Source organism: Micromonospora sp. LOL_025, from assembly GCF_048060285.1.
Taxonomy (GTDB): domain Bacteria; phylum Actinomycetota; class Actinomycetes; order Mycobacteriales; family Micromonosporaceae; genus Micromonospora.
The window spans coordinates 19,008-43,171 of the sequence record NZ_JBHMIR010000038.1 but is presented as its reverse complement, the minus strand read 5'-3'; the positions used below and the strand labels follow the sequence as shown (position 1 = coordinate 43,171).

Sequence of the window (24,164 nt, the reverse complement as noted above, 5' to 3'; positions counted from 1 at the left end):
CTGCCGTGATCACCTGCATCACGCCATGCTCCACCCTGGACTGCCCACAGAGTTACGAGACGTCCCTTAGTGAGCGGCCGGCCTGGTGGGCAGCGCTTACGCTGCTCGGCAGCTTCTACGCCGGCACATGGTCGAACTCACCCCACCACAGCCTTGTCGGCGACGCCGTTGTGTTGGCCCTGGCCGCCGCTCCGACTTACATCGCAATCGCACTCGGGTCCGTGGGCGGCCAGTATCTCGCGTCCAACGGACCGTCGACCTCCCGCTTGTAGGTCTTGGGGCACCCCGTCCGCCCCGTGACTGTGCGCGTCCGTCACCTCAGGCAACGTCCGCAGACAACCGACGGCGACCGCTGTCGTCTGGGCTGGTCGCTGTCAGCACTGCTGTCGACGCAGCCCTCGCCCCGCGACAGGGGCCCATTGCAGGCCGCGCCAGTAGCGTTGCTTACCTATTGCTGCCCCCTTCTAGAGTCCCGACCATGCAGCGACGACGGCCAAGCCGAACCTTATTGCGGGTGTTCTCGGCGTTCGGCCTGGCTTTTGCGCTTGTGCTCACAGCGCTAGCCACATGGTCGGTCGTAGACGAGCGTCAGGGATCAGAGGCAGTCGCTGAGGTGCTGGATGTCGAGCAACGCGGAGCAAGGACCTATCTGACAGTTCAGTTCATTACAAATCAGGGCGAGATGTGCGAATCACTGATGCGCGTCACGGTCGACGCGAACCGGGCTGTGAGTACCGGTGATCGCATCCGCGTCCGCCTTGCCAAGAGCGACCCTTGCCTGAGGGTGCGCGAGTCCGACGACCAGTCTGGATGGTTGATCATCCTCGTTGCGGCGGCACTTTTGGTCACGTTCGCCATTGTGGCCTACGTGGCCTGGCGTAGACCCCGAACGCCGCTCCCACTCCGATACGCGGGCATGCCCTGACGAAACAGACGAGGGCCGTTTGCCTTGTGCCCCGCGTGTGCCCCGGACGGCTCCATGATCTTGAATGGCTCTCGGAGTATGACGGGCAGGTCGCCCAAGTAGCGAAAGCCGGCCCGCCCCAGCCCGGGTCGATGTGGTTGTGCTCCGTGGTCCGGAAGACGGTCATACCGACCGCTGCCGCCCCGGCCAGCCCACCGTCTGCGCCGTCGGCAGCAAAGGCAGCACAAAGGCCACCTCCGAAGCCGGGAAGTGGCCTTTGACCTGCGTGGGCGATACTGGGATCGAACCAGTGACCTCTTCGGTGTGAACGAAGCGCTCTCCCGCTGAGCTAATCGCCCTCAGCGCCGATGACTCTACCTGATCGAGGGACCGGACCGGAAATCCGGGGTCCGCGTGCCGCGCGGCAGTCGGTCGACCCGGCGGAGCGCCGGGTCAGTGCGTCGCCAGGTAGTGCAGCGCCTCGGCGACCACGTCGATGCCGAAGCTGTACTTCAGCGACAGCCAGACGACCGAGCCGACGAAGACCAGGCCGACGGAGCCGAGCAGGAAGCGCACGGTCAGTGAGCGGTCCTTCACCCACTGGGTCCAGTTGTGCACGTGCCGGCGGGTGAAGCCGAGCAGCCGGCGGGCCCAGTGGAACTCGACGGCCCAGATGCCGAGGCCGGCGATCACCAGCAGCCAGCCCGGCCCCGGCAGCGGGATGAGGGCGATGCCGATGGTGACGACGAGGGCGCCGGCGATGGCGATGAAGATCTTGAGGGCGACCCGTCCGGTCGGGTTGGCCCGGATCAGGTCGAGGGTGGTGCCCAGCCGCTGCCGCCAGCGGGGTCGCTGCCGCCGCTCGGCCAACGCCGTGCCGCCGGCGCCATCCCGGTCGGTCGCCGGCCGGCCGGGCCGGTCGTGCTGCTCCATCGGCACCCCGTACCCCCGCCTTTCGGCTGCCCGGGCCGCGACGTTCGGCGGGCCCGGCACTGCCATCGGATCCACTGAGGATCGTTTCGTAACCATTTCCTCCCCCAGTGTGGCTCGCGCCCGTCACTGCAACGGCCGACTGGACGTTACCGGAGTAAGTCGACGACTGAACCACCCGATGCCGGGCGGGATCACGCACTGGGCAGAACCGGAAATCCTACATGAATCTTCACATTCACGCGGCCTTTCCGACCCCCTTCCCACCACTGGGTGAAGTCAGCGTATGGCGGAGCGTAGCCAGGAGTAGCACCTGAGTATGGGAAAAGCGGGACACGCGCGTTCCGCAGCGGTGCCGGGGGGAGATCGTCCATGAGTGTCATCCGACCGACGACCGTAGAGGTCGAGACGTCGCTAAGGCTCGTCGCACCTGACGCCACCGCCTTGCCGGTGCGTGCCAGTCTGCGTTACGACCCTGCTGATCCGTATGCGGTCCATGTCCTGTTCCACGCCGAATCCGCCGGCGGCGAGGCGGTCAGCTGGTCGTTCGCCCGGGAGCTGCTGGTCACGGGCCTCGACGAGCCGGCCGGCATCGGGGACGTGCGGGTCTGGCCCTGGGCCACCCCGCGCGGGGACTTCGTCGCGCTGGCGCTGTCGTCGCCCGACGGCAACGCCCTGTTCGAGGTGCCGCGCAGCGTCCTGGTGCGTTTCCTGCGCCGGACCTACGTCGTCGTCCCGCGCGGCCGCGAGGCCGAGCACCTGGACGTCGACACCGCGGTGAGCCGGCTGCTCGCCGGTCGCTGAACCACCGGCCACACCGGCCGTCCGGGGCCGCGCGGATCTGCCGAGTCCGCGCGGCCCCGGCTCACCAGGGGGTACGCGCACCGCCTCCCGCCCTTCGCCGGTTCAGCCGTGGGTGGTGATGCCGCCGTCGACCGGGATCACCGCACCCGTGAGGTACGCGCCGGCGCGGGACGACAGGTAGATCGCGGTGCCGGCCATGTCCTCCGGCCGGCCGATCCGACCCAGCGGCACCTGCCCCTCGATGGCGGCCCGGGACGCGGGGTCGTCCAGCGCGAACGCCATCATCTTGCTCTCGAACGGCCCCGGCGCGATCGCGTTGACGGTGATCTGCTCGCCGGCGAGCTGGTGGGCCAGGCTGCGGGTGAGCATGTGCACGGCGGCCTTGGTCGCCGAGTACGCGTACACCTCCATCATCGGCACCCGGATGCCGTCGATGGAGCCGATGTTGATCACGCGGGCCGGGTCGTCGGCGCTGGCCGACGCGCGCAGCGCGGGCAGCAGCGCGGTGGTGAGCCGGAAGACCCCCTTGACGTTGACGGCCCAGAGCTTGTCGAACGCGCTCTCCGGGTACGACTCCAGCGGCGCGCCCCACGTCGCGCCCGCGTTGTTGACCAGCACGTCGAGTCGGTCGTACCGCTCCCGGACGGCGGCGGCCAGGCCCTCGGCGCCGGCGTCGTCGCCGAGGTCGGCGGGGATGGCCTCGCAGCGCCCCTCGGCGGAGAGTTCCTTGGCCACGGCCTCGCAGACGTCCGCCTTGCGGGACGAGATGATCACGTGTGCGCCGGCCCGGACGAAGCCCTGGGCGATCATCAGGCCGATCCCCCGCGAGCCGCCGGTGACCAGGACCGTCTTGCCTTCGACCGAGAACAGATCCGTCATGCCCATCCCATCGCGAGTCGGCCGGGGCCGTCGGGGCGGGGCGGCCCGACCGGCGCGGACCGGCTCCGGCCGTGCCTCGACCGGACGGCGCTACCGCTCGGTAACGTAGCCCGGCCCCGCCGACCTCGACAACCCCCGCCGGTCGCCCGCGCGGCCGGCGCGCCGATCGGCCGGCGGACCGGGGCCACGGTGTGACCGGCCCGCCGCCGGCCTGGGCGGCCTTCCCGGGATGCATTGGTCGTCGCCCCGGGCTACCGTCGCAGGCGATGGTCTCTTCCGGTCAGCTCTCCCCCGCTCCGCCCGGCAACCCGGCGACCGCCACCGCCGAGATCGACACGGTCGCCCTCGGTGACCTCGCCTCCGAGCCGCGCTGGCGTCGTCCGGTGCTGCTGGAGAAGGACCTGCTCGTGCTGACCACGGGCGGACACGGCACGGCCGAGCTGGATTTCCGCGCCCTGCCGTGCCGACCCGGCACCCTGCTGCGGGTGCGCGCCGGCCAGGTGCTGCGCTGCGCCGGCCCGCAGCTCGACGCGACGGTGGTGCGCTGGGACCCGGCGGCGCTGCGCGGGCTCGACGTCGACCCGGACGCCGTCCCGGCGTGGCTCCAGCTCGCCGGCGAGGACGAGGACGCGGTGATCAACGAGGTGAGCCAGCTGGCGGTGGACTGCGAGCGGCACCGGGGGGTGGCCGCCGCGCGCGGACTGCTCCGTCACCAGCTCGCCGTGCTGCTGCTCCGGCTGTCGCTGCTGCCCGAACGCGCCCACCCGGCGACCCGGGCGGAGGCCGCCACCTTCCACCGGCTCTGCCGCGAGGTCGAGCGCGGCTACCAGCACACCCGCCGGGTAGAGGACTACGCCGCGCGGCTGGGCTGCTCGGTGCGTACGCTCACCCGGGCCTGTCTGGCGGTGACCGGGCGCAGCGCCAAGCAGGTGGTCGACGAGCGGGTGGCCCTCCAGGCGAGCCGGCTGCTGGCCGCCACCGACGAGCCGATCGCCCGGATCGGCCGGCGGCTGGGCTTCTCCGAGCCGACGAACTTCGGCCGGTTCTTCACCCGGGAGGTCGGGGTGAGCCCGGGCGCGTTCCGCGCGGCCCGTGAGCAGCCGGCACCCGGGCCGGTGGTCCGTCCCCGCCCGCCCGCCGACGCGACCGGCCGGCCGCGCGGGGCATGATGTCGGGGTGCAGATCTCCGCGCGCGGCGACTACGCGGTACGGGCGGCCCTGAGCCTCGCCACCGCGTACCCTCGGCTGCTGTCCACCCAGGCCATCGCCACGGAGCAGGACATGCCGCGCAAGTTCCTGGAGGCCGTCCTGGCCGACCTGCGGCGGGCCGGCATCGTCCGGGCGCAGCGCGGCGCCGAGGGCGGCTACACGCTGGCCCGGCCGCCGCGCGAGGTGACCGTCGGCGCGGTGCTGCGCGCGGTCGAGGGTCCGCTGGCCGGGGTACGCGGGCTGCGCCCGGAGGAGACCAGCTACGAGGGCGCGGCGGAGCACCTGCCCGGGCTCTGGGTCGCCGTGCGGGCCGCCGTGCGACGGGTGGTCGACGAGGTGAGCCTCGCGGAGATAATCAGTGGCCGGCTGCCCGCCCACGTTCGTAGGTTGACGGCTCTGCCCGACGCCTGGGAGCCGCGCTGATGCCCACCCCCGTCCTGCACACCGACCGCCTGCTCCTGGAGCCCTACCGGCCGGACGACGCCGAGGACGCCGTGTCCCTGCTCGCCGACCCGGAGGTGGGCCGGTTCATGGGCGACGGCCCGCTGAGCGCCGAGGAGGCCGGCGCCCTCTTCGGGCGGGTGTTCACGAAGGTCTACGCGAACGACCTCTTCGACGTCTGGGCGGTGCGCCGCGACGGTCGCTACGTCGGGCACGCCGAGATCAAGCGGACGGACCAGGTCGACGGTCACGAGATCATCTACGCGCTGGCGAAGCCGGCCTGGGGCGCCGGTCTCGGCACGGAGCTGGCCCGGGCCCTGGTCCGCTACGGCTTCGACACCCTCGGCCTGCCCCGCGTGTACGCGACGGTCGCCGACGCCAACCACGCCTCGCTGGCGCTGCTGGGCAAGATCGGGTTCGTGCACGAGCGCGACATCGCCGAGGACGACGGCGGCATGACCCGCGTGCTCGTCGTCGACCGCGCCCCCGCCTGACGCCGCCCCGGTCACCGGCGGCGTGGCCCGTCACCGCTGACCGGCGGCGCGTCCGCCGCCGAAGGGCGTGCCCGGCCGCGTGGACCACGCCTGCCTGCGCGTGGCGAGGGTGTGGCCCGGTCGGGTCAGGGCCGGGCCGGCGTGCCCGTCGTGGTGTAGCCGCCCCGGTGGTGCACCAGCGGGTCCCCGTCCTCGCCGCCACCCAGCGCGAGCGGCTCGGCCACGAAGAGGGTGTGGTCGCCGACCGGCACCCGGTGCGCGACCCGGCAGAGCAGCCGGGCCAGCGCCCCGGTCAGCAGCGGCACGCCGAACGGCCCCGGCGTCCAGTGCGGATAGGCGGCGAACCGGTCGATCCCGCCGGTGGCGAAGACCCGGGCGGCCTCCCGCTGGTGGGCGCCGAGCAGGTGCACCGCGACGTGCTCGGCCCGGGCGAAGACGGGCCAGCTCGACGAGGCGGTCCCGAGGCAGAACGAGACCAGCGGCGGGTCCAGCGAGACCGACGTGAACGACGTGGCGGTGAAGCCGGCCCGGACGGGCTCGCCGGAGCCGTCCGGGCGGGCCGGCGCGGCGACGTCCGGGGCGACGGTGGTGACGACGGTGACGGTGGCGGCCTGCCGGCGCAGCAGCGCCCGGAACAGGTCCCGGTCCACCGGCAGCAGGTCTGCACCGCCCTGCCGGGACCACTCCACGGTGGTCACGCCGGCTCCGGGGCGGGGCGGGCGCCGGGGGTGCGGGGCAGCCCTGCGTCGACGGGCGGGCGAGCCGCGTGGGGAAGATCGTCCCGCTGCGTCATCGCCCCATGCTGCCGGGGGCCGGGGCCCCGGTCAATGCCCCTATCCGGGGGGCGGGATCGACGTCGGCCAACACCGTCGCGAACCCCTATGCCGACGGGTGGGACTCGGCGCGCCCTCGGGCGCACAGGGGCCGGCACCGCCCCTCGGCACCGTCCACCGGGGACGGGCAGGGTTTCACGATTCGGCGATCCGGGCATGTTCGGGTTCGACAGGGCAGGGAAGGGAATCGAAGGGAGTCCGACGATGGGTCTGATGTTCCGCAAGCGCAAGAAGTACGGTCCGATCATCCTGAACTTCACCGAGAACGGCTTCTCCTCCTGGAGCATCAAGATCGGTCGCTGGTCCTGGAACTCGCGGGCCAAGGCGCACCGGGTCGACCTGCCGGGTCCGCTGTCCTGGAAGCAGGACAAGTCCCGGGCGTGAGGTCCCGAGGTCGAGCGGGGTGCCGGTGATTCACCGGCACCCCGCTCGGCGTTCGCGTCAGGACGCCGTCGCGTCCTTCCGGGCCGAGACGACCACGTCGCCGCCGAGCCGGCCGTGCTCCGGGTCGCGGGCCGCCTCCCCCGCGTCGAGCAGGCCGGTCAGCGCCCGGACGGCGTCGGACGACCGGTAGACGGTGGCGGTGAGGGCGTGACGGCGCAGCTCGGTGACCGTACGGGGGCCGGAGCGCGCCAGCTCCGCCAGCAGTTCGCGGCGCAGCGGGCCGGGCTCCGGGGCCGGGACGACGTCGAGCAGCCGCCCCGCCGGGTCGCGGTAGCGCACGCCGGCGGCACCGTCGACCGCCCAGAGCGCCTCCTTGAACGCCTCCAGGCTCTTGTCCGACCCGGTCGCGAAGGCGAGCAGCCGCGCCGGGGCCCCGTCGGCGGGCACCAGCTCCACCTCGGTCGTCAGCGGGAACCCGGCGTCGGCGAGGGCGGCGCGCGCGGGGGTGCCGGCGGCGGTGGCGAGCAGCACGTCCGCCGGCTTGCCGACCGCGGCGGCGGTCAGCACGGCGGGATCGGCGACGTCGTCGTCCACGACGGACAGCAGGGGCGCACCGGCCGCGCCGGCCGCCTTGACCGCCACCGGCAGCCGGGCCGGGCCGCCGGGCACGAGGTGCACGGCGACGCCCGCCGGCAGCTCCGCCTCCACGGCGCCGAGCCGGGCCGGCAGCTCCTCGGTGCCGTCGGCGAGCACCAGCACGGTGAGCTGGTGGCCCCGCAGCCGGTCGGCGTGCCGGGCGACCACCCGCAGCGCGGCCTCCGCGGAGCCGGCGTCGCCGCCGGCGTACGCCAGGGCCAGGGTGGCCCGGCGGGCGCGGTGCAGCGCCCCCGGCAGCCAGGTCTCCAGGTGTCGGACGAGCAGCTCGCGCAGGACGGCGTCGGTCGGCATGCTGCCGTTCTACCGCACGCCCGTCCCGGGCCGGGCACAGCTCCCCCTCCCGGACCCGACGGCGCGGCGCGCGGTCGGGGCGGCGTCCGGTCCCCGGACCTGTCGCGGCGGGCGGCGTCGGATCCCGGTCGGGTCAGGCCGGGACGGAGACGCCCACGCCGCCCCGGGTCTGGCCACCGTAGCGCCGCCGCTCGGCGTCCAGGTCGAGCCGGCCGATCCGCTTGCGGGCGGCCAGGGCGGCGTCGTCGAGCCGGTCGGCGGGCACCAGCCAGACGACCTCGAACTCCAGCCCGTCCGGGTCCTGGCCGTAGAGGCTCTTGGTGGTGCCGTGGTCGGACGCGCCGACCAGGGCGCCGGCGGCGGCGAGCCGCTGGGCGGTCACCTCCAGCTCGTCGAGGGTGTCGACCTCCCAGGCCAGGTGGTAGAGCCCGACGGTGCCGCGGCCGGCGGTGGAGGGGCCGGCGCCCGCGCCGACCTCGAACAGGCCGAGGTCGTGGTCGTTGGTGGAGCCGGGCGCCTGGAGGAAGGCGGCGCCCCGGAAGCCGTCCGGCGTCATCGGGATCGGCCGGAAGCCCAGCACGTCGCGGTAGAAGGCGACGCTGCGGGCGAGGTCACTGACGTAGAGCACGGCGTGGTTGAGGCGGTGGATTCCCATGCCACCGACGCTAGCGCGGCTTTGTTGAACGTTCAACTATTTGGCGTATGATGGGCGTCATGACCCGCTGGCTGGATCCCGACGAGCAGCGCACCTGGCGCGCGTACCTGACCGCCTCCCGGGCGCTCATGGAGGCGCTGGACCGCGAGCTGCAGCGCGACGCCGGGATGCCGCACGCCTACTACGAGATCCTGGTCCGGCTCTCCGAGGCGCCGCGGCGGCGGCTGCGGATGAGCGACCTCGCCGAGGCCAGCGGCTCCTCGCGCAGCCGGCTCTCGCACGCGGTGGCCCGGCTGGAGGCGGTTGGCTGGGTCCGCCGCGAGGAGTGCCCCACCGACCGGCGCGGGCAGATCGCCGTCCTCACCGACGAGGGATTCGCCACCCTCGCCGCCGCCGCGCCCGGCCACGTCGAGGGCGTACGCCGGCACCTGTTCGACGCGTTGACCCCGGCCCAGGTGGACCAGTTGCGCCGGATCAGCGAGACGCTCGCCGCACACCTGACCGGTTCTTGACCAATACACTCCCGCTCGGGTCTTGTACTTACCGTTGTCGGATGAGCACGATGGGGCGTGCCTTCCGGCTTCGGTGATCTGACTGACCAGGCGCACCACCTGGTGTCCGCCGGCGACCTCGCCGGCGCCCAGCGGCTGCTCGCCGACGCGCTGACCGACGCCGACCCGCGTCCGGCCAACGCGACACCCGAGCTGGCCGAGGCCGCCAGCCTCCAGGCCCGCGTGCTGGTCGCCCTCGGCGAGCCGCACTCGGCCCGGGGCTGGGCCGCGTTCGCGTACGCGGCCGCGACCCGGCTGCACGGTCGCTCCGACCAGCGCACGGTGGCCGCCGCGGCCACCCTCGCGGCGGTGCTGCACCGGGTCGGCAGCTGGTCCCGCGCCGCCCGGCTCTACCAGGAAGTGATCATCGAGCTGACCGCGCTCGACGGTCCCGAGTCGCTGCGGGTGCTCGCCGCCCACGCCGACCTGGCCACCGTGGAGTACGCGCGCGGCCAGTGCCAGGTGGCCCGCGACCGGCTGCAGGACGCCTGGGAGCTGCACCGCGAGGTCTACGGCGACGGGCACCCCAGCGGCATCAAGATGCTGGCCCGGCTCGGGGCGATGCAGCGCGACTGCGGGCAGTTCGCCGAGGCGCACGACAACCTGGCGCTCGCCCGGGAGCTGTGCCGGCAGCACCTGCCGGCCGACGACCCGCTGGCGGCGCAGGTGGCGGCGCTGGCCCGGGCGGCGGCCAACCCGGACCACGTCTGCGCCGACACCGCACCCGTCGGCCGGGACGGCCCGATCGTGCCGTCCGCGCGCACCCCGCCCCCGGGCGACGGGCCGACGACGGCGCAGCACCCCTCACAGCCGGGCTACCGCCCGGCGGAGCCGGACCCGTACGCCGGGGCGCCGCACGTGGTGCCGACGCCCCGGCAGCCCACGGAGGACCCGCCACCCGGCTGGTGGCCACCGGAGGCCGACGCCGGGGACGGGCCGGCCGACAGCGCCGTGCCGCCGGCGGTCGTCCCCCTGGCCGGCGGTGCCACCGACGAGGCCGACGGGGTGCACCGGGTCCGCCAGCCCGGCGCGCCCGAGGAGCCCTACCAGCCGTCGCGGCTGCTGCCGGTGCCGGTGCACCGCGCGCCGTCGCGGCGCGGCAACCGGCTGCTGCCGCTCGTCGTCGGCGGCGTCGTGGTGGTGCTGCTGGGCACGGCCGCGGTGATCGCCGGGGTGGCCGGGGTGGACGGTGACCCCGACCCGGCGCCCCCGGCCGCGACCGGCGCGCCGGCCTCCACCCGGGCCGGGGACCCGGCCGGCACGGGTGCCCCGCCCGCCGCCGGCCCGACGGCCGGGGCCGTGGCCTCCCCCGGCAGCCCGCCGGGTTCGGTGACGCTGCGGGACAACCGCGACAACGTGGCGCTGCGCTGGACGTACCCGGCCGGCGGGGAGGGCCCGGTGGTCATCTCGGGCGGCCGGGTCGGCCAGGCGCAGACGGCCTTCGCCAACCTGCCCGCCGGCACCACCGCCTTCGTCGTCTACGGCCTGAACCGCAGCACCGACTACTGCTTCACGGTCGCGGTCGTGTGGTCGACCGACACGATCGCCCGCGCGCAGCAGGTCTGCACCCGCCGCGGCTGACGGTCCTCCGGCGGCCCCGCGCAGCCGCGTCCGTCAGGGCCGCTCCGCGTCGGGCAGGGCCGGCAGCAGCAGCCGTACCCGCAGCCCCGGGCCGCCGTCCCGACCGGGGTGGGCGTCGGTCAGGACGATGCCGCCGCCGGCCCGGCGGACCAGCTCGCGCACGATGGCCAGGCCGAGGCCGGCGCCGCCGTCGTCCCGGGCGCGGGCGTCGTCGAGCCGGGTGAACCGGCCGAAGACCCGCTCCCGGTCCGCGGCCGGGATCCCCGGCCCGTCGTCGGTCACCGTCACCAGGTGGTACGCCACCACACCGGCCCCCCGGCCGGCGGTCCCGGCCCCGCTGTCCGGGCGGCCGGCGGGCCGGCCGTCGCCCTCGCCGACGGTGCCGCCGCCGTCGCCCGCCCGGTCGGCGGCCGGCCCGTCGGCGCTCGCCCGGTCGGCGGCCGGCCCGGCTGCCAGCACCACCTCGCCTCGGGCGTGCCGGACCGCGTTGTCGACCAGGTTGGTCAGGATCCGGCGCAGCTCGTCGGGATCGCCCTCGGTCCACAGCGGCGTCGCCGGCGCGTCGAGGCGCACCGGCGGCGACGGGTACCGGGCGGCCACCGCCGCCAGCAGGGCCCCCAGCTCGACCGGCCCGGTGGCCCGCGCCGCCGGCCGCTCGTCGAGCCGGGCCAGCAGCAGCAGGTCGTCGACGAGCCGGCCGAGCCGCTCGGTGTCGGCGAGCAGGTTCGCCGACACCGCCGTCCAGTCCGTCCGGTCGGCGAGCCGCCGGGCGACCTCCAGCTCGGTACGGATGTTCGTCAGCGGGCTGCGCAGCTCGTGGGCGGCGTCGGCGACGAACGCCCGCTGCCGGTCCCGGGCCGACTCCAGCCGGCCCAGCATCCCGTTGAGCGTGACCGCCAGCCGATGGATCTCGTCCTGCGACGCCGGTACGGGCAGCCGCCCGCCCCCGTCCCGCCCGGTGATCTCCTCGGCGCCCCGACGCAGCGCCTCCACCGGGCGCAGGGTCGCGCCGACCACCCGCCAGGCCACGGCGGCGAGCACCGCCACCAGCAGCGGGAAGCTCACCAGCAGGATGGTCCGGACGACGTGCGCGCTGTGCCGTACGTCCGCCAGCGACCGGGCCACCAGGACGGTGCGCGGGTCGGCGGCGGTGCCCGCCGGTACGGCCACCACCCGCACCGGCCCGGTCAGCCCGACCCGTTCCCCCGACACCGTCAGCCGCTGCCGCGCGCCGGCGTCGACCCGGTCCGGCGGCACCATCGGCACCAGCCGGTCGGCGTCGATCGAGGCGGCCCGCACCCTGCCCTCGGCGTCGATCACCTGCACCCGGACCTGCCCACCGGCCACCGGCAGCGGATCGGGCAGGACCTCCTCGGCGGCGAGCAGCGCCACCGCGTCGGCGGTCCGGAACGCCTCGGTGTCCACGGCGCGTTGCAGGGCCCAGCCCAGCACGGCGAGCAGGACGAGCCCCCCGACGGCCAGTCCCCCCGACACCCCGAGCACCCCGACCACCATCAGCCGCCCACGCAGCCCGAGCGCGGCCCGCAGGCGCCCGCGCAGCCCCCGCGTCACGGGGCGAGCCGGTAGCCGGCGCCCCGGACCGTCTCCAGACGCTCCCGGCCGATCTTGCGCCGCAGGTACCCGACGTAGACCTCGACCGCGTTGGGTGCGGTCTCGACGCTGGCGTCCCACACGTGGTCGAGCAGCTCCGTCTTGGAGACCACCTCGCCGGGGCGGCGCATCAGGTAGTCGAGCAGCGCGAACTCGCGGCTGGTCAGCGCGACCTCGGCGTCGGCCCGGGTGACCCGCCGCCGGGCCGGGTCGAGCCGCAGGTCGCCGACCGCGAGCACCGTGGGGCGTTCGGGGGCGCCGCGGCGCAGCAGGGCCCGCAGCCGGGCCAGCAGCACGACGTACGAGAAGGGCTTGGTGAGGTAGTCGTCGGCCCCGCAGTCCAGCCCGTCGGCCTGGTCGTACTCGCCGTCCTTCGCCGAGAGCATGAGCACCGGCAGCCAGTGCTCCTCGGCGCGCAGCCGGCGGACCAGCTCGTAGCCGGAGAGGCCGGGCAGCATCACGTCGAGGATCATCGCGTCGTACCCGCCGTGCCGGGCCGCGTCGAGCCCCTCCGGGCCGGTCGCCGCCACGTCCACCGCGAACCCCTCGGCCTGCAGACCCCGTTGCAGCGCGGACGCCAGCCGCGACTCGTCCTCCACCACCAGCAACCGCACGGGGTCAAGGGTGCCACCCGCGCGGGCGGTCGGACGGTCGTCCTCAGCGCCCTCACAGCGTCCAGGGGGCAGGATGCCCGGCAGGAGGTGTCACATGTCCGTCCTGAAGAGCCGTCCCGTCCTGCGCTGGCTGGTCCCGGTGACCGCCGTCGCGACCGTCATCGGCGGCGGCGCCGCGCTCGGCACGTTCGCCGCCCAGGCCGAGCCGAGCCTGCCGCCGCGTACCGCCGCCCAACTCCTGGTCGACCTGCAGACCTCCCGGCTGGAGGGGCTCTCCGGCACGGTGGTGCAGCGCGCCGACCTGGGCCTGCCGCCGCTGGCCGGCCTGGTCGCCGGCGACGGTCCGGCCGGCCTGCTGACCGGCACGCACACGCTGCGGGTCTGGCACTCCGGGCCCGACCGGCAGCGCATCGCGCTGGTCGACACGCTCGGCGAGCGGGACGTCATCCGCAACGGCCGCGACGTGTGGGCCTGGAACAGCCGGTCCAACACCGCCACCCACCGCACGCTGCCCGAGGGCGCCGCCGGGGCCGAGACCCCGGAGTTGCCGGTCACCCCCGGGGAGGCGGCCGACCGGGCCCTGGCGGCGATCGGCCCGAGCACCGAGGTGAGCGTCGGCCGGTCCGCCACGGTCGCCGGCCGGGACGCCTACGAGCTGGTGCTCGCCCCGCGCGACGCCGCCTCGCTGGTGCACCAGGTGCGCATCGCCATCGACGCGCGCCAGCACGTGCCGCTGCGCTTCGAGGTCTTCGCCGACGGCAGCGACAAGCCGGCCTTCGAGATGGCCTTCACCCAGGTGTCGTACGCCCGGCCCGCCGCCGACCAGTTCACCTTCAACCCGCCGCCCGGGGTGAAGGTGACCGAGGAGACCGCCGGCAGGCAGCCCGCCGACGCGCCCGGGAAGCGGCCCGCGCACGGCGAGCGGCCGGACGTGCGTACCGTCGGCGAGAGCTGGGCCACGGTGGTGGTCGCGCGGCTCGACGGCGCCGGCGCGCCCGCCGACCGGGCCGGAACCCCCGGCCGCGCCGGGAACGGGTCGACCGGCGACCCGGCGGCGCTGCTCGGCAAGCTGCCGAAGGTCAGCGGCGACTGGGGCAGCGGGCGGCTGCTGACCGGGAAGCTGTTCAGCGCGCTGCTCACCGACGACGGCCGGCTCATCGCCGGCGCGGTGACGCCGGAGCGGCTCTACGAGGTGGCCAGGGGCTGAGGATCGGCAGTCCGGGGGCCCGCCACGCGGCGGGCCCCCGCTGTCTGTGCGGGTCGGGTCGTGGCGTGGCCCGGCGCGCTTGGTCGCGACGGCCGGCGCACGGTATCTTTCTCAGTTCAGGCAACAAAAAAGAACGGCTGTCAAAAGCCGTTCCGAGAGAGATGCTACTCGAATGGGAGACGGCTTGTCAAGGCATTCCGCCGATTCCGCCGAATTGCAGCCCGATGACGAGATCGGCCGCGAACAGGAATACGTCTCGATGCTCTACCGCCGGCTGGACGAGCTGCGTGAGCAGGCCTCCCGCCGGCTGAGCGACGAGCTGCGGGCGACCGGCGGCACCCGCCAGGCACTCTCCCAGCGCGACAGTGCGGTGCGGATGTACGCCGGTCAGGTCGAGCAGTTCTCCGCCGTGGAGAGCGGTCTGTGCTTCGGCCGGCTCGACACCGACGACGGCGGCCCCCACTACATCGGCCGGATCGGCATCTTCGACACCGACGGCGACTACGACCCGCTGCTGATGGACTGGCGCGCCCCGGCGGCCCGCGCCTTCTACCTCGCCACCGCGGCCAACCCCCAGGGCGTACGCCGCCGGCGGCACCTGCGTACCCGGGAACGCAAGGTGACCGCGCTCGACGACGAGGTCCTGGACCTGGACACCGCCTCCCCCACTGCGCACGAGGAGCTGACCGGCGAGGCGTCGCTGCTCGCCGCGCTCAACGCCGGGCGCACCGGCCGGATGCGCGACATCGTCGAGACCATCCAGGCCGAGCAGGACCGGATCATCCGCGCCGACCTGCCGGGCGTACTGGTCGTCCAGGGTGGCCCCGGCACCGGCAAGACCGCCGTCGCGCTGCACCGCGCGGCGTACCTGCTCTACACCCACCGCGAGCAGCTCTCCACCCGGGGCGTGCTCCTGGTCGGCCCGAACGCCACGTTCCTGCGCTACATCTCCCAGGTGCTCCCGGCGCTGGCCGAGACGGGCGTGCTCCTGCGGACGCAGGGCGACCTCTTCCCGGGGGTCAGCGCCCGCCGCGCCGAGCCCGCCGCGACCGCCGCGCTCAAGGGCCGCGCGGTGATGGTCGAGGTGCTGACCGCCGCCGTCCGGGACCGGCAGTGGGTGCCCGACGAGCCGCTGGAGATCGAGCTGCCGCAGCAGGAGGTGCTGCTGCTCGACCCGGAGACCGTGCGCGCCGCCCGGGACCGGGCCCGCCGCTCCGACCGGCCGCACAACCTGGCCCGGGCGCTCTTCGACGTCGAGATCGTCCACGCCCTCGCGGCCCAGGTCGCCGAGCGGATCGGCGCGGACCCGCTGGGCGGTGAGAACCTGCTCGACGAGGCCGACGTGGCGGAGATCCGCCGCGAGCTGCGCGAGGAGCCCGAGGTGCGGGCCGTGCTGGACCAGCTCTGGCCGGTGCTCACCCCGCAGCGCCTGCTCGCCGACCTGTACGCCTCCACCGAGCGGATCGCCGTCGCCGCGCCCATGCTCAGCGACGCCGAGCGGGCCAGGCTGCACCGCGAGCCGGGCGGCTGGACGCCGGCCGACGTGCCGCTGCTGGACGAGGCGGCCGAGCTGCTCGGCGAGGACGAGCGGGCCGCCGCCGCCCGCCGGGAGCGGATCCGGGCCATGCAACGGGAGTACGCCGAGGGCGTGCTGGAGATCGCCCGGGGCTCCCGCTCCATCGACGTCGAGGACGAGGCCGACGGCGGTGAGATCCTCGGCGTCACCGACCTGCTCGACGCCGACCGGCTGCTGGAGCGGCAGGAGGAGGCGGACCGGCTGACCACCGCCCAGCGGGCCGCGGCCGACCGGCGCTGGGCGTTCGGGCACGTGATCGTCGACGAGGCGCAGGAGCTGTCGCCGATGGCCTGGCGGCTGCTGATGCGCCGCTGCCCGAGCCGCTCGATGACCATCGTCGGCGACGTGGCGCAGACCGGCGCGCTGGCCGGCACCCCGTCCTGGGCCGACGCGCTGGAGCCGTACGTGGCGCAGCGCTGGCGGCTGGAGGAGCTGACCGTCAGCTACCGCACCCCGGCCGAGATCATGGCGGTCGCCGCCGACGTGCTCACCGAGATCGACCCGGCACTGCGCCCACCTCGCTCCGTACGCTCCAGCGGAGTGCCGCCGTGGGACCGCGCGGTGGCGCCGGAGCACCTGGCGGCGGAGCTGGTTGCCGTCACCACCCGGGAGGCCGCCGGCCTGGACGACGGCCGGCTCGGGGTGATCGTGCCGGCCGGCCGGGTCGACGAGCTGGGCGCCGCGCTCACCGCCGCCCTGCCGGAGGCGGCCGTCGGCGAGGACCCGGAGCTGGAGAGCCGCGTGGTGGTGCTCACCGTCGGCCAGGCCAAGGGCCTCGAATTCGACTCGGTCCTCCTGGTCGACCCCGACCGCATCGTGGCGGAGTCACCCCGGGGCCGCAGCGACCTCTACGTCGCCCTCACCCGCGCCACGCAACGCCTCGGCATCCTCCGCCCCACCTGACCCACCCACCCCGCCTCCCCCGCCCCCTCCCCACCCGCCCGCCGCCGCCCGCCGCCCGCCTCCGGGCTCGGGATCCGGCTCCGGCTCCGGCTCCGGCTCCCGGCTCCCGGCTCCCGGCTCCCGGCTCCCGGCTCCCGGCTCCCGGCTCCCGGCTCCCGGCTCCGGTGATCATGAGGTTGACGGCGGTGTGGATCTCTACAGCTGCCGCCAACCTCATGATCGACCCGGACGGGTCGGGCCGGGTGGGGGCGGGGGGCGGGCGGCGGGGTGGGGCCGGCAGGCCGAGTAGGCCTGCCAGTCGGGGTGGGCGGTCAGTCCGGGGTGAAGTCGCCGACCTGGCTGGCGGTTCCGGACTGGTCGCTCGTGGAGCCGCTCGCCGGGGTACTCAGGCCGCCGGTGGTGGCGTCGCCCGTGGTGGTCGGGGCCACCTTGCCGGGGTGCCGCTCCGGCTGCCGCGCCACCCTGCGCACGCTGGCCGGGCCCGCGGTACCGCCGGTCGTGGTGACCGCACCCTGCCCTCGGGTGGGTCCGCCGTCCCGCAGCACCTCCGGGTCGATCGGGACGTGGGCGGGGTCGTCCGGGTCCTCGTCCTGGATGACCCGCTGCACGTCCGTGCGGGGCACGGTCACCTCGTCGAGGGCGCCCTCGCCGTACACGCCGCCGGCGATCCGGTCCTCGGCCTGCCGCGCGGCTTCCTGTCGCATGTCGTCCTCACGCACGTCCATCACCTCGCAGAAGTGTCGGTCCGGATTGCGTGCCCGAGGCCCGGCCCGACAAACCCGCCCCGACCCCCACCCCACGTCTCACCTCGGTCGATCATGCAGTCGTGGTGCCGGTTAGATACCCGTTCGGGCGTTTTGTCCCCCCACCACAACGGCATGATCGACGCTGGCCTGCGGCAGGGCCTCGGCGTCGGGGGTCGGGGTCGGGTTATCCGGGGGGTCGTGGGGGTTACTGGTCCCGGCGGCTCGGGTAGACGGCGGGTGCCCCCGCCATGAACGCGAACCGTGCCGTGGCCGACACGCGGTAGCGGGGCGAGGGAACGCAGGTACGACTCATCGCATCCTGAGGAGGACAAGATGAGCACGCAGGCTGCTTCCACCCGGCCGATGAACAGGCCGACGCAGGACGCGCCCAACCGGGCGATGCAGGACCGGGCCATGCAGGAGACGCCCACCCGTCCGATGCCGATGATGCACGACGGGCACCGGGAGGCCATGCAGGCGCCCGGCACGGAGACCAAGCCGTCGCTGCGTACGACCGAGTTCTGGGTCTACATCGCGGCCGTGATCGGCGTGCTGGCCGCCTCGCAGCTGGTCGGCCGGAACACGGCCGGCGTGGACATCTTCCGGGCCGACAACGCCTGGTTCATGGTCACGCTGCTGACGATCGGGTACCTGGGTAGCCGTGGTCTGGCCAAGGCCGGCAGCAACTGGCGCAGTGGTGAGGAGCGCAAGGCCCGGCACTGACCGGGCACCGCTCCACCAGAAACGGTGGCCTCCGGGACGACAGTCCCGGAGGCCACCGTCGTGTGTGGTCCTACTCCTCGAAGCCGCCGAAGTCCTCGCCGTCGCCCTCGAAGGCGTCGCCGATCATGTCACCGACGATCATGCCCCCGACGGCTCCCATCGCGGCACCGGCGACGACGCCGCCCATGCCGACGCCCCGGCCGTGCCCGTGACCGTGCCCGTGGCCGCCGAACCCGTGCGCGCCACGCAGGCTGCCGTAGCGGGACGTCGTCTCCCGCAGCCAGCCGTCGACCACCTGGACCCAGTCCGTCCGGTCGGCTTCCGTGTGCGCGACGCGGTAGTGGCCGAAGGCGTCGTGCCCGGCGGTGAGGAACCCGCCGCGCTTGTCGCACTCCAGGATCACCTCGACGCCGTGCGGGCTGGTGACGAAGGTCAGCTCGACCTCGTTGATGGTGCCCGCGTACTGGGGCGAGGCGAAGAACTCGATCTCCTGGTAGAACGGCAGCGTCTGCTGCGTGCCCCGGATGTGGCCGCGCTCCAGGTCGGCGTGCTTGAACCGGAAGCCGAGCCGCTGGAACGCCTCCAGGATCCGCTCGTGCACCGGCAGCGGGTGCACGTTGACCTGGTCCAGGTCGCCCTTGTCCACCGCCCGCGCGATGGCCAGCTCGGTGCGCAGCCCCATCGTCATGCCGCGCAGCCGCTGGCCGTAGACGTCGGTGATCGGGGTCTCCCACGGCACCGGAAGCTGGAACGGGATGGCGAGCTGCTGCTTCGCGGCGAGCTGGAGCGGGCCGCTGACCGGCAGCCGGTGGAACTCCATGACGCCGGCGTACTCGGCGTCGTGGCCCTCGATCTCGACCCGGGTGACCAGGCCGACGACGACCTGCTCGATGTTGGCCGGCGCGTCGCCGCCGAGCAGGTTCACCTGGCCCTCGAGGGTCAGGCCGGGCCGGGTGTTCGGGTTGGTCAGGACGGTGTCGACGCTCGGCCCGCCCACCCCGAACGCGCTCAACATCTTCTTGAAGACCATCGGAACTCCCGCGCAAAGACACCGCGCTCCACCCTGGAGCCGGTCGCTGACTTCCCGGGACCCTAACCGGAGGCGCTGTGAAGTGCCTGTGAAGGCGCGCGGTCCGACGAGAGCACCCAGGCCGGCGCACGCGACGCGGAGTCGAGCCTGCCGCGGCGGGTCCGACGGCCGTACGACCGCCGGCATGACCGAGCAGGCGATCAGGCGGCGCCGTCGGCGGCGGTGAGCCACCGGCGGACGGCGGAGAGGTCGGCTTCGGTGATCCCGACGTACGGGTCGACGCGGTGCAGCAGCGCCCGCGCCGGGTGGTGGGCCGCGACCCAGCGCCGGTCGGCACCGGTCGTCTCGTCGTCCAGCCAGACGAACGGGCGTCCCGCCGCCCACCGGGTCAGCGGCTCGGTCTTCCAGTGCAGCCCGTGCCTCGGCTCCTCGTCGTCGTCCGGCCATTCGACGACGGGCAGGTCGGGGAGTCCGAGCCGGGGTGCGACGATCTCGTTCGCTTCCGCCGTCCACGTCGTCGCCCAGACCAGCTCGCAGCCCAGGGCCAGCAGCCGGCGACCGTCGTCCGGGTCGAGCCGATCGAGCAGCGGGTTGCCGGTGCCGTCCGGCGGCGCGACCGCACCGCCCGAGGAACGCCTGCGTTCAACCGGCCGGGCTCTGAACGGGATCAGCGGTCCGTCCACGTCGAGGAAGACCAAGGGGCGGTCGGTACGGCCGGGCAGCACGGATCGAACCGTATCGTGGGGCGGATCCGAGCGGGCGAGGAGCGGCCCTGGTGGCCCACGCCGACGGGGTGCCATGATCTGTCGCTGTGGGAGGCCACCTCGCGCGTCGGAATGCCGCTGATCGTCGTCATCGGCGTCGCAGTCGCGGTGTACGTCGCGTTCTCCGACCCGCCGGAAAAGTTCTCCCGGCCGCGCGGCTGGCAGTGGGCGTGGGTGGGGTTGTGGCTGATGGCGGCCGGCGACGCGGCGTTCGGCAGCGACAGATGGTGGTTCGAGCGGGCCTGGAAGGGCGCCATCGCGCTGCTCGTCGCCGTGGCCGTCACAGTCGCCGTGTGGCGCCGCCAGCGGTGGCGCAAGCGGGTCCGGCCCGCGGAAGAGAGATCGGCGGACGTGAGGACGAGGAGGTGACGAGTGCTGCCATGCCAGGTTCTCGACACGTCGCTGTTTCCACCACGCGATCGGTTCGCCTGCTGGTACGAGGTGATCGAGTCGGAGGCGGCTCCCACCCGGATCAGCAGCCCGCACCTGGACGACTTCGTCGCGCAAGCCAAGAGTGTCGATCTCGGAAACGTGAAGCTGGCCGGACTGCGATACCCGACCCTGGACACCACGCGGACCTCGAAACTGGTGCGCACGAGCCAACCGGACAACTACCAGTTCGTCCTGACGACGGCGGGCGACAGCGCCATCAGCCAGGATCGCAACCACTCGGCCGTCGAGCCGGCGTCGTTCACGTTCCTGGACAACTGCAGGCCGTTCGCCGGTCGCCACCGTTCCACGGGGCAGGGACTCGCGGGCTCCATCTCCGTCGTGATCCCACACAAGACGTTGCCACTGCCGGCGGAAAGGCCCGACGGTTGCTCGCCACGTCGATTCCGTCCGACACGGGCATGGCCGCGCTGCTGGCCCAGTTCGTACGTCGAATCGTCACGTATCCGGAGCAGTACCAGGCCTCCGACGCCGCCGTCCTGGGCGCGGTGACGCTGGACCTGGTGGCCGGCACGCTGGCCCAGCGCCTGGATGCCGCGGAGATCCTCCCGAACGAGGTTCGCCAGCGCACGCTGCGGATGAAGATCCGCAGCTTCATCGACAAGCACCTCGGCGATCCGGAGTTGACGCCGGGCGCGATCGCTGCCGCCCATCACGTCTCCCTGCGGTCGCTGCACCGCCTGTTCGAGGGCGAGGAGTTCACGGTCGCGGAACTGATCCGGCGACAGCGCCTGGAGCGCTGCCGCCGAGATCTGGTCACCCCGTTGAAGGCAGGGCAGCCGATCCAGGCCATCGCCGCGAGATGGGGATTCCCGGATAAAGCGCACTTCAGTCGACTCTTTCGGGCGACGTATGGCATGTCGGCCCAGGAGTATCGCGAGCGCGGTCGCTGACTGCGGCACGCGCGGCACCTGAGGGGTCTCAGCCGGCCTCGACGACGACCAGCTGGCCGACCTGGTCGGCGAGTTGAGCGCGCGCCTGCGTGGGCAGGCCCGCGTCGGTGACGAGCATGTCGGCCTCGGACAGCGGGGCGATCGTCGCCATCCCGATGGTCTCCCACTTGGTGTGGTCGGCCAGCACCACCAGCCGCCGGGACGCGTCGATCAGGCACCTGTTCGTCCCGGCCTCCAGCAGGTTCGGGGTGGTGAACCCGGTGCGCGGGCTCATCCCGTGCACGCCGAGGAAGAGCACATCGACGTTGAGGGAGCCGATCGCCGCCTCGGCCACCGGCCCGGTCAGGGCGTCCGAGGGGGTACGGATGCCGCCGGTCAGCACGACCGTCTGGTCGGCGCGGGGATTCTGGTGCAGGGCGTCGGCGACCGGGATCGAGTTGGTCACCACGGTCAGACCGCGTACGTCGGCGAGCAGGGTGGCCAGCGCGGCGGTCGTGGTGCCGGCGGAGAGCGCGACGGCCATGCCGGGCTCGACCAGGGCGGCGGCCCGCTCGGCGATGGCGCGCTTCTCGGCCTGTTGCCGGGCCGACTTGGCGGCGAACCCGGGCTCCTCGGCGGAGCCGAGGCCGGCCAGCGTCGCGCCACCGTGGACCTTGTCGACCAGCCCCCGCTCGGCCAGCGTCTCCAGGTCGCGCCGGATCGTCATGTCGGAGACGCCGAACCGGCTCACGAGGTGGCTGACCCGCACGCCGCCACGCTGCCGGATCAGTTCGAGGATCGCGGTCTGCCGCTGTCGCGCCAGCATCCGGATGACCTCCCTCGGGCCGTCACCGGGCCGCGTCGGTGCTCGGACCCTCGCGGACCACGGCCACCTCGCCGGCCGGCACGACCAGTTCACCGCCGCAGCTCGTGCCGGTCAGCAGCTCCACGCCGGTGACGTCGAGCCGGACGTCGGCGTCGGTGTGGTTGATGACGAAGAGCCAGCTGCGGTCTCCGGCGCGCCGCCGGACCACCTCCACCTCGGCGGGGACCTCCGCCGCCGGACGTACCCCCGACTCGGCCACCAGCCGGGCGACCAGCCGGTCCGTCGCCGCCGCGTCCAGCCGGGTGCCGACGTACCAGGCCGCGCCCGCGCCGACCGGGTGCCGGGTCAGCGCCGGCACACCGGGCAGGGGCCCGTCGGCGTACGCGGCGAGCACCTGCGCGCCCTCGGGATGCAGCCACTCCGTCCACACGTCGGCGACGGAACCGTCGTCCAGGGTGACCCGCTCCCCCGCCCGCAGCGGGAAGAACTCCTCGACGCGGACGCCCAGCAGTTCCCGGAACGCACCCGGGTAGCCGCCGAGGCGCACGTGGTCGTGCTCGTCGACGATGCCGCTGAAGTACGTGACCAGGGCGGTGCCGCCGGCCTCGACGTACGCGCGCAGCGCCGCGGCGTGCGCGTCGCGCACCAGGTAGAGGGTGGGCGCCAGCACCAGCCGGTAGCGGGACAGGTCGGCGGACGGGTGCACGACGTCGGCGGTGATCCCGGCCCGCCACAGCGCGTCGTGCAGCGCGTCGAGGCGATCGGCGTACGTGACGTCGACGGTGGGGTGCGAGTCGAGTTCGGCGCCCCACCACGCCTCGTAGTCGAACAGGATCGCCACCTCGGCGTCGACGCGGCTGCCGCGCACCTCGGCGAGGGCCGCGAGGTCGGCGCCGAGCCGGCACACCTCGCGGAACACCTTGGTCTCCGGGCCGGCGTGGGGCACCAGCGCGGAGTGGAACTTCTCCGCCCCGGCGCGGGAGGCCCGCCACTGGAAGAAGAGCACCCCGTCGGCGCCGCGCGCCACGTGCGCCAGGCTGTTGCGGCGTAGCTGGCCGGGGGCCTTGGCGACGTTGCGCGGCTGCCAGTTGACGGCGCTGGTGGAGTGCTCCATCAGCAGCCACGGGGCGCCGCCGGCGACGCCCCGGGTGTGGTCGGCCGCGAGGGCGAGGCCGACGTGGGCACGCGGATCGGCGGCGGTGAGGTAGTGGTCGTTGGCGACGACGTCCACGTCGGACGCCCAGGAGTGGTAGTCCAGGTACTTGTTGCTGATCATGAAGTTCGTGGTGACCGGCTGACGGACCAGCCGGGTGAGCACCTCGCGCTCGGCGCGCAGCTGGGCGCGCTGTTCGTCGGAGGAGAAGCGCAGGAAGTCCAGCTGCTGGGTGGGGTTGGCGAAGGTCGGCGCCGTGCGCGGCGGGTTGACCTCGGCCCAGTCGCCGTAGCGCTGGCTCCAGAAGGCGGTGCCCCAGGCGGCGTTGAGCCCGTCCAGGTCGCCGTAGCGCTCGCGCAGCCAGCGGCGGAACGCCTCGGCGCTGACGTCGCAGTAGCAGTGCACGTTGTGGCAGCCCAGCTCGTTGGAGACGTGCCACATGACCACCGCGGGATGCGCGGCGTAGCGGGTGGCGAGCGCCTCGACCAGGGCCAGCGACCGCTCTCGGAACACCGGCGAGCTGGGGCAGTACGCCTGCCGGCCGCCCGGCCAGAGGATCGCGCCGTCGGCGCGCCGGGGCAGCGTCTCCGGGTGCCGGTGGGCCAGCCACGGCGGCGGGCTGGCGGTGGCGGTGGCCAGGTCGACCGAGATCCCGCCGTCGTGCAGCACGTCGATCACCCGGTCCAGCCAGCCGAACTCGTACGCGCCGGGCGCGGGCTCCAGCAGCGCCCACGAGAAGATCCCCACCGACACCAGGTTGACCCCGGCCCGGCGCATCAGCGCGACGTCCTCCGCCCACGTCGACTCGGGCCACTGCTCGGGGTTGTAGTCGGCGCCGAACCACATCTGCTCACCCTGCCATTGCCCCATGGTTGCCGAGCGTGCCCGGCGAAGCCGACCAAGTCAACACGTTCTAACATCGATAATCTTTACAACGTTTACCGCCGGACGCCCTTGTCGCGGCCCGGTTGTCGGTTCCCTGCCGCACGCTTGACAGCGCCCGGAGGACGAGTAGCTTGAGGCGCCACTGGCAATTCGTGTTCGCCAATGTGGATTACCGGTGGATCCGGTGTGTG

At 74.1% G+C, this 24,164-nt stretch carries 26 protein-coding genes, 1 tRNA gene and 2 pseudogenes; 15 read left to right on the top strand and 14 right to left on the bottom strand.

Annotated elements, in window-relative coordinates:
- Nucleotides 1–272 (top strand): hypothetical protein (locus ACFHW0_RS28670; RefSeq protein ID WP_416612613.1); only part of this gene is annotated, 272 nt, incomplete at its 5' end.
- A gap of 206 nt (nt 273–478) precedes the next feature.
- Complete coding sequence (locus tag ACFHW0_RS28665; protein WP_416612611.1) at nt 479–925, top strand: DUF3592 domain-containing protein; 447 nt, start codon at nt 479–481, stop codon at nt 923–925.
- A gap of 266 nt (nt 926–1,191) precedes the next feature.
- Here ACFHW0_RS28665 and ACFHW0_RS28660 read toward each other — a convergent pair.
- Both ACFHW0_RS28660 and ACFHW0_RS28655 read right to left on the bottom strand, forming a co-directional pair.
- A tRNA-Val gene (locus tag ACFHW0_RS28660) sits at nt 1,192–1,263 on the bottom strand.
- 94 nt (nt 1,264–1,357) lie between these two features.
- Entirely contained in the window at nt 1,358–1,903 is a 546-nt protein-coding gene (locus ACFHW0_RS28655) for a TIGR02611 family protein (RefSeq protein ID WP_416612620.1), read from the bottom strand.
- Nucleotides 1,904–2,206: 303 nt separating this feature from the next.
- On the opposite strand from ACFHW0_RS28655, the gene ACFHW0_RS28650 reads away from it, so the two are divergent.
- Entirely contained in the window at nt 2,207–2,638 is a 432-nt protein-coding gene (locus ACFHW0_RS28650; protein WP_067311359.1) for an SsgA family sporulation/cell division regulator, read from the top strand.
- 102 nt (nt 2,639–2,740) lie between these two features.
- Here ACFHW0_RS28650 and ACFHW0_RS28645 read toward each other — a convergent pair whose 3' ends face one another.
- Nucleotides 2,741–3,517 (bottom strand): glucose 1-dehydrogenase, encoded by a 777-nt coding sequence (locus ACFHW0_RS28645; RefSeq protein WP_416612609.1) that lies wholly within the window; start codon nt 3,515–3,517, stop codon nt 2,741–2,743.
- Between the two features lie 266 nt (nt 3,518–3,783).
- On the opposite strand from ACFHW0_RS28645, the gene ACFHW0_RS28640 reads away from it, so the two are divergent.
- The 3 genes from ACFHW0_RS28640 to ACFHW0_RS28630 are packed head-to-tail and all read left to right on the top strand — an operon-like array spanning nt 3,784 to nt 5,661.
- Nucleotides 3,784–4,686: a helix-turn-helix transcriptional regulator gene (locus ACFHW0_RS28640; RefSeq protein WP_416612607.1), complete on the top strand. Its 903-nt coding sequence runs from the start codon at nt 3,784–3,786 to the stop codon at nt 4,684–4,686.
- 7 nt (nt 4,687–4,693) lie between these two features.
- Nucleotides 4,694–5,149, top strand: coding sequence for an RrF2 family transcriptional regulator (locus ACFHW0_RS28635; RefSeq protein ID WP_416612605.1), 456 nt, complete (start codon nt 4,694–4,696; stop codon nt 5,147–5,149).
- On the top strand, nt 5,149–5,661 hold the full coding sequence (locus ACFHW0_RS28630) for a GNAT family N-acetyltransferase (RefSeq protein ID WP_416612603.1): 513 nt from the start codon (nt 5,149–5,151) through the stop codon (nt 5,659–5,661). Before ACFHW0_RS28635 ends, ACFHW0_RS28630 begins: the two co-directional genes overlap by 1 nt.
- Nucleotides 5,662–5,786: 125 nt before the next feature.
- Here ACFHW0_RS28630 and ACFHW0_RS28625 read toward each other — a convergent pair whose 3' ends face one another.
- Nucleotides 5,787–6,359, bottom strand: coding sequence for a flavin reductase family protein (locus tag ACFHW0_RS28625; protein ID WP_416612601.1), 573 nt, complete (start codon nt 6,357–6,359; stop codon nt 5,787–5,789).
- A 339-nt stretch (nt 6,360–6,698) separates the two neighbouring features.
- Here ACFHW0_RS28625 and ACFHW0_RS28620 point away from each other — a divergent pair, with 339 nt between their 5' ends.
- Nucleotides 6,699–6,878 (top strand): DUF4236 domain-containing protein, encoded by a 180-nt coding sequence (locus ACFHW0_RS28620; protein WP_007075522.1) that lies wholly within the window; start codon nt 6,699–6,701, stop codon nt 6,876–6,878.
- Nucleotides 6,879–6,935: 57 nt separating this feature from the next.
- Here ACFHW0_RS28620 and ACFHW0_RS28615 read toward each other — a convergent pair whose 3' ends face one another.
- Together ACFHW0_RS28615 and ACFHW0_RS28610 are read right to left on the bottom strand one after the other, a co-directional pair.
- Entirely contained in the window at nt 6,936–7,826 is an 891-nt protein-coding gene (locus ACFHW0_RS28615) for a hypothetical protein (protein WP_416612599.1), read from the bottom strand.
- Nucleotides 7,827–7,959: 133 nt separating this feature from the next.
- On the bottom strand, nt 7,960–8,481 hold the full coding sequence (locus ACFHW0_RS28610; protein WP_416612597.1) for a VOC family protein: 522 nt from the start codon (nt 8,479–8,481) through the stop codon (nt 7,960–7,962).
- 50 nt (nt 8,482–8,531) lie between these two features.
- On the opposite strand from ACFHW0_RS28610, the gene ACFHW0_RS28605 reads away from it, so the two are divergent.
- On the top strand, nt 8,532–8,993 hold the full coding sequence (locus tag ACFHW0_RS28605) for a MarR family winged helix-turn-helix transcriptional regulator (protein WP_416612619.1): 462 nt from the start codon (nt 8,532–8,534) through the stop codon (nt 8,991–8,993).
- A gap of 57 nt (nt 8,994–9,050) precedes the next feature.
- Nucleotides 9,051–10,613 carry a tetratricopeptide repeat protein gene (locus ACFHW0_RS28600; protein ID WP_416612595.1) on the top strand — a complete coding sequence of 521 codons (1,563 nt, stop codon included), beginning with the start codon at nt 9,051–9,053 and terminating at the stop codon, nt 10,611–10,613.
- A 33-nt stretch (nt 10,614–10,646) separates the two neighbouring features.
- On the opposite strand, the pseudogene ACFHW0_RS28595 reads toward ACFHW0_RS28600, so the two are convergent.
- The 3 genes and pseudogenes from ACFHW0_RS28595 to ACFHW0_RS28585 all read right to left on the bottom strand — a co-directional run.
- Nucleotides 10,647–10,913: pseudogene (locus ACFHW0_RS28595) on the bottom strand (ATP-binding protein); the annotation flags it as partial.
- Nucleotides 10,914–11,024: 111 nt separating this feature from the next.
- Nucleotides 11,025–12,128, bottom strand: a pseudogene (locus ACFHW0_RS28590) (histidine kinase dimerization/phospho-acceptor domain-containing protein); the annotation flags it as partial.
- Between the two features lie 53 nt (nt 12,129–12,181).
- Nucleotides 12,182–12,838 (bottom strand): response regulator transcription factor, encoded by a 657-nt coding sequence (locus tag ACFHW0_RS28585; RefSeq protein WP_357876174.1) that lies wholly within the window; start codon nt 12,836–12,838, stop codon nt 12,182–12,184.
- Between the two features lie 94 nt (nt 12,839–12,932).
- Here ACFHW0_RS28585 and ACFHW0_RS28580 point away from each other — a divergent pair, with 94 nt between their 5' ends.
- Both ACFHW0_RS28580 and ACFHW0_RS28575 read left to right on the top strand, forming a co-directional pair.
- On the top strand, nt 12,933–14,045 hold the full coding sequence (locus ACFHW0_RS28580) for a LolA family protein (RefSeq protein WP_416612593.1): 1,113 nt from the start codon (nt 12,933–12,935) through the stop codon (nt 14,043–14,045).
- A 172-nt stretch (nt 14,046–14,217) separates the two neighbouring features.
- The gene (locus tag ACFHW0_RS28575; RefSeq protein ID WP_416612591.1) at nt 14,218–16,524 is read left to right on the top strand and encodes a HelD family protein; all 2,307 of its coding nucleotides are present in this window, start codon (nt 14,218–14,220) and stop codon (nt 16,522–16,524) included.
- Nucleotides 16,525–16,835: 311 nt separating this feature from the next.
- Here ACFHW0_RS28575 and ACFHW0_RS28570 read toward each other — a convergent pair whose 3' ends face one another.
- Nucleotides 16,836–17,243 (bottom strand): hypothetical protein, encoded by a 408-nt coding sequence (locus ACFHW0_RS28570; protein ID WP_416612589.1) that lies wholly within the window; start codon nt 17,241–17,243, stop codon nt 16,836–16,838.
- A gap of 360 nt (nt 17,244–17,603) precedes the next feature.
- Between ACFHW0_RS28570 and ACFHW0_RS28565 the strand changes: the two genes are divergently transcribed.
- Nucleotides 17,604–17,993: a hypothetical protein gene (locus tag ACFHW0_RS28565; RefSeq protein WP_416612588.1), complete on the top strand. Its 390-nt coding sequence runs from the start codon at nt 17,604–17,606 to the stop codon at nt 17,991–17,993.
- A 70-nt stretch (nt 17,994–18,063) separates the two neighbouring features.
- Here the strand turns inward: ACFHW0_RS28565 and ACFHW0_RS28560 are convergent, their stop codons facing one another.
- On the bottom strand, nt 18,064–19,023 hold the full coding sequence (locus ACFHW0_RS28560) for a sporulation protein (RefSeq protein ID WP_416612586.1): 960 nt from the start codon (nt 19,021–19,023) through the stop codon (nt 18,064–18,066).
- Between the two features lie 200 nt (nt 19,024–19,223).
- Nucleotides 19,224–19,748: an HAD domain-containing protein gene (locus tag ACFHW0_RS28555; protein WP_416612584.1), complete on the bottom strand. Its 525-nt coding sequence runs from the start codon at nt 19,746–19,748 to the stop codon at nt 19,224–19,226.
- Between the two features lie 15 nt (nt 19,749–19,763).
- Here ACFHW0_RS28555 and ACFHW0_RS28550 point away from each other — a divergent pair, with 15 nt between their 5' ends.
- The 3 genes from ACFHW0_RS28550 to ACFHW0_RS28540 are packed head-to-tail and all read left to right on the top strand — an operon-like array spanning nt 19,764 to nt 21,130.
- Nucleotides 19,764–20,156: a hypothetical protein gene (locus tag ACFHW0_RS28550; protein ID WP_416612583.1), complete on the top strand. Its 393-nt coding sequence runs from the start codon at nt 19,764–19,766 to the stop codon at nt 20,154–20,156.
- A gap of 3 nt (nt 20,157–20,159) precedes the next feature.
- Entirely contained in the window at nt 20,160–20,729 is a 570-nt protein-coding gene (locus tag ACFHW0_RS28545; RefSeq protein ID WP_416612581.1) for a hypothetical protein, read from the top strand.
- Complete coding sequence (locus ACFHW0_RS28540; protein WP_416612579.1) at nt 20,639–21,130, top strand: helix-turn-helix domain-containing protein; 492 nt, start codon at nt 20,639–20,641, stop codon at nt 21,128–21,130. Before ACFHW0_RS28545 ends, ACFHW0_RS28540 begins: the two co-directional genes overlap by 91 nt.
- 28 nt (nt 21,131–21,158) lie before the next feature.
- Here the strand turns inward: ACFHW0_RS28540 and ACFHW0_RS28535 are convergent, their stop codons facing one another.
- Together ACFHW0_RS28535 and ACFHW0_RS28530 are read right to left on the bottom strand one after the other, a co-directional pair.
- The gene (locus ACFHW0_RS28535; RefSeq protein ID WP_416612578.1) at nt 21,159–21,935 is read right to left on the bottom strand and encodes a DeoR/GlpR family DNA-binding transcription regulator; all 777 of its coding nucleotides are present in this window, start codon (nt 21,933–21,935) and stop codon (nt 21,159–21,161) included.
- 22 nt (nt 21,936–21,957) lie between these two features.
- Complete coding sequence (locus tag ACFHW0_RS28530; protein WP_416612575.1) at nt 21,958–23,958, bottom strand: beta-galactosidase; 2,001 nt, start codon at nt 23,956–23,958, stop codon at nt 21,958–21,960.
- Nucleotides 23,959–24,164: the final 206 nt, after the last annotated feature.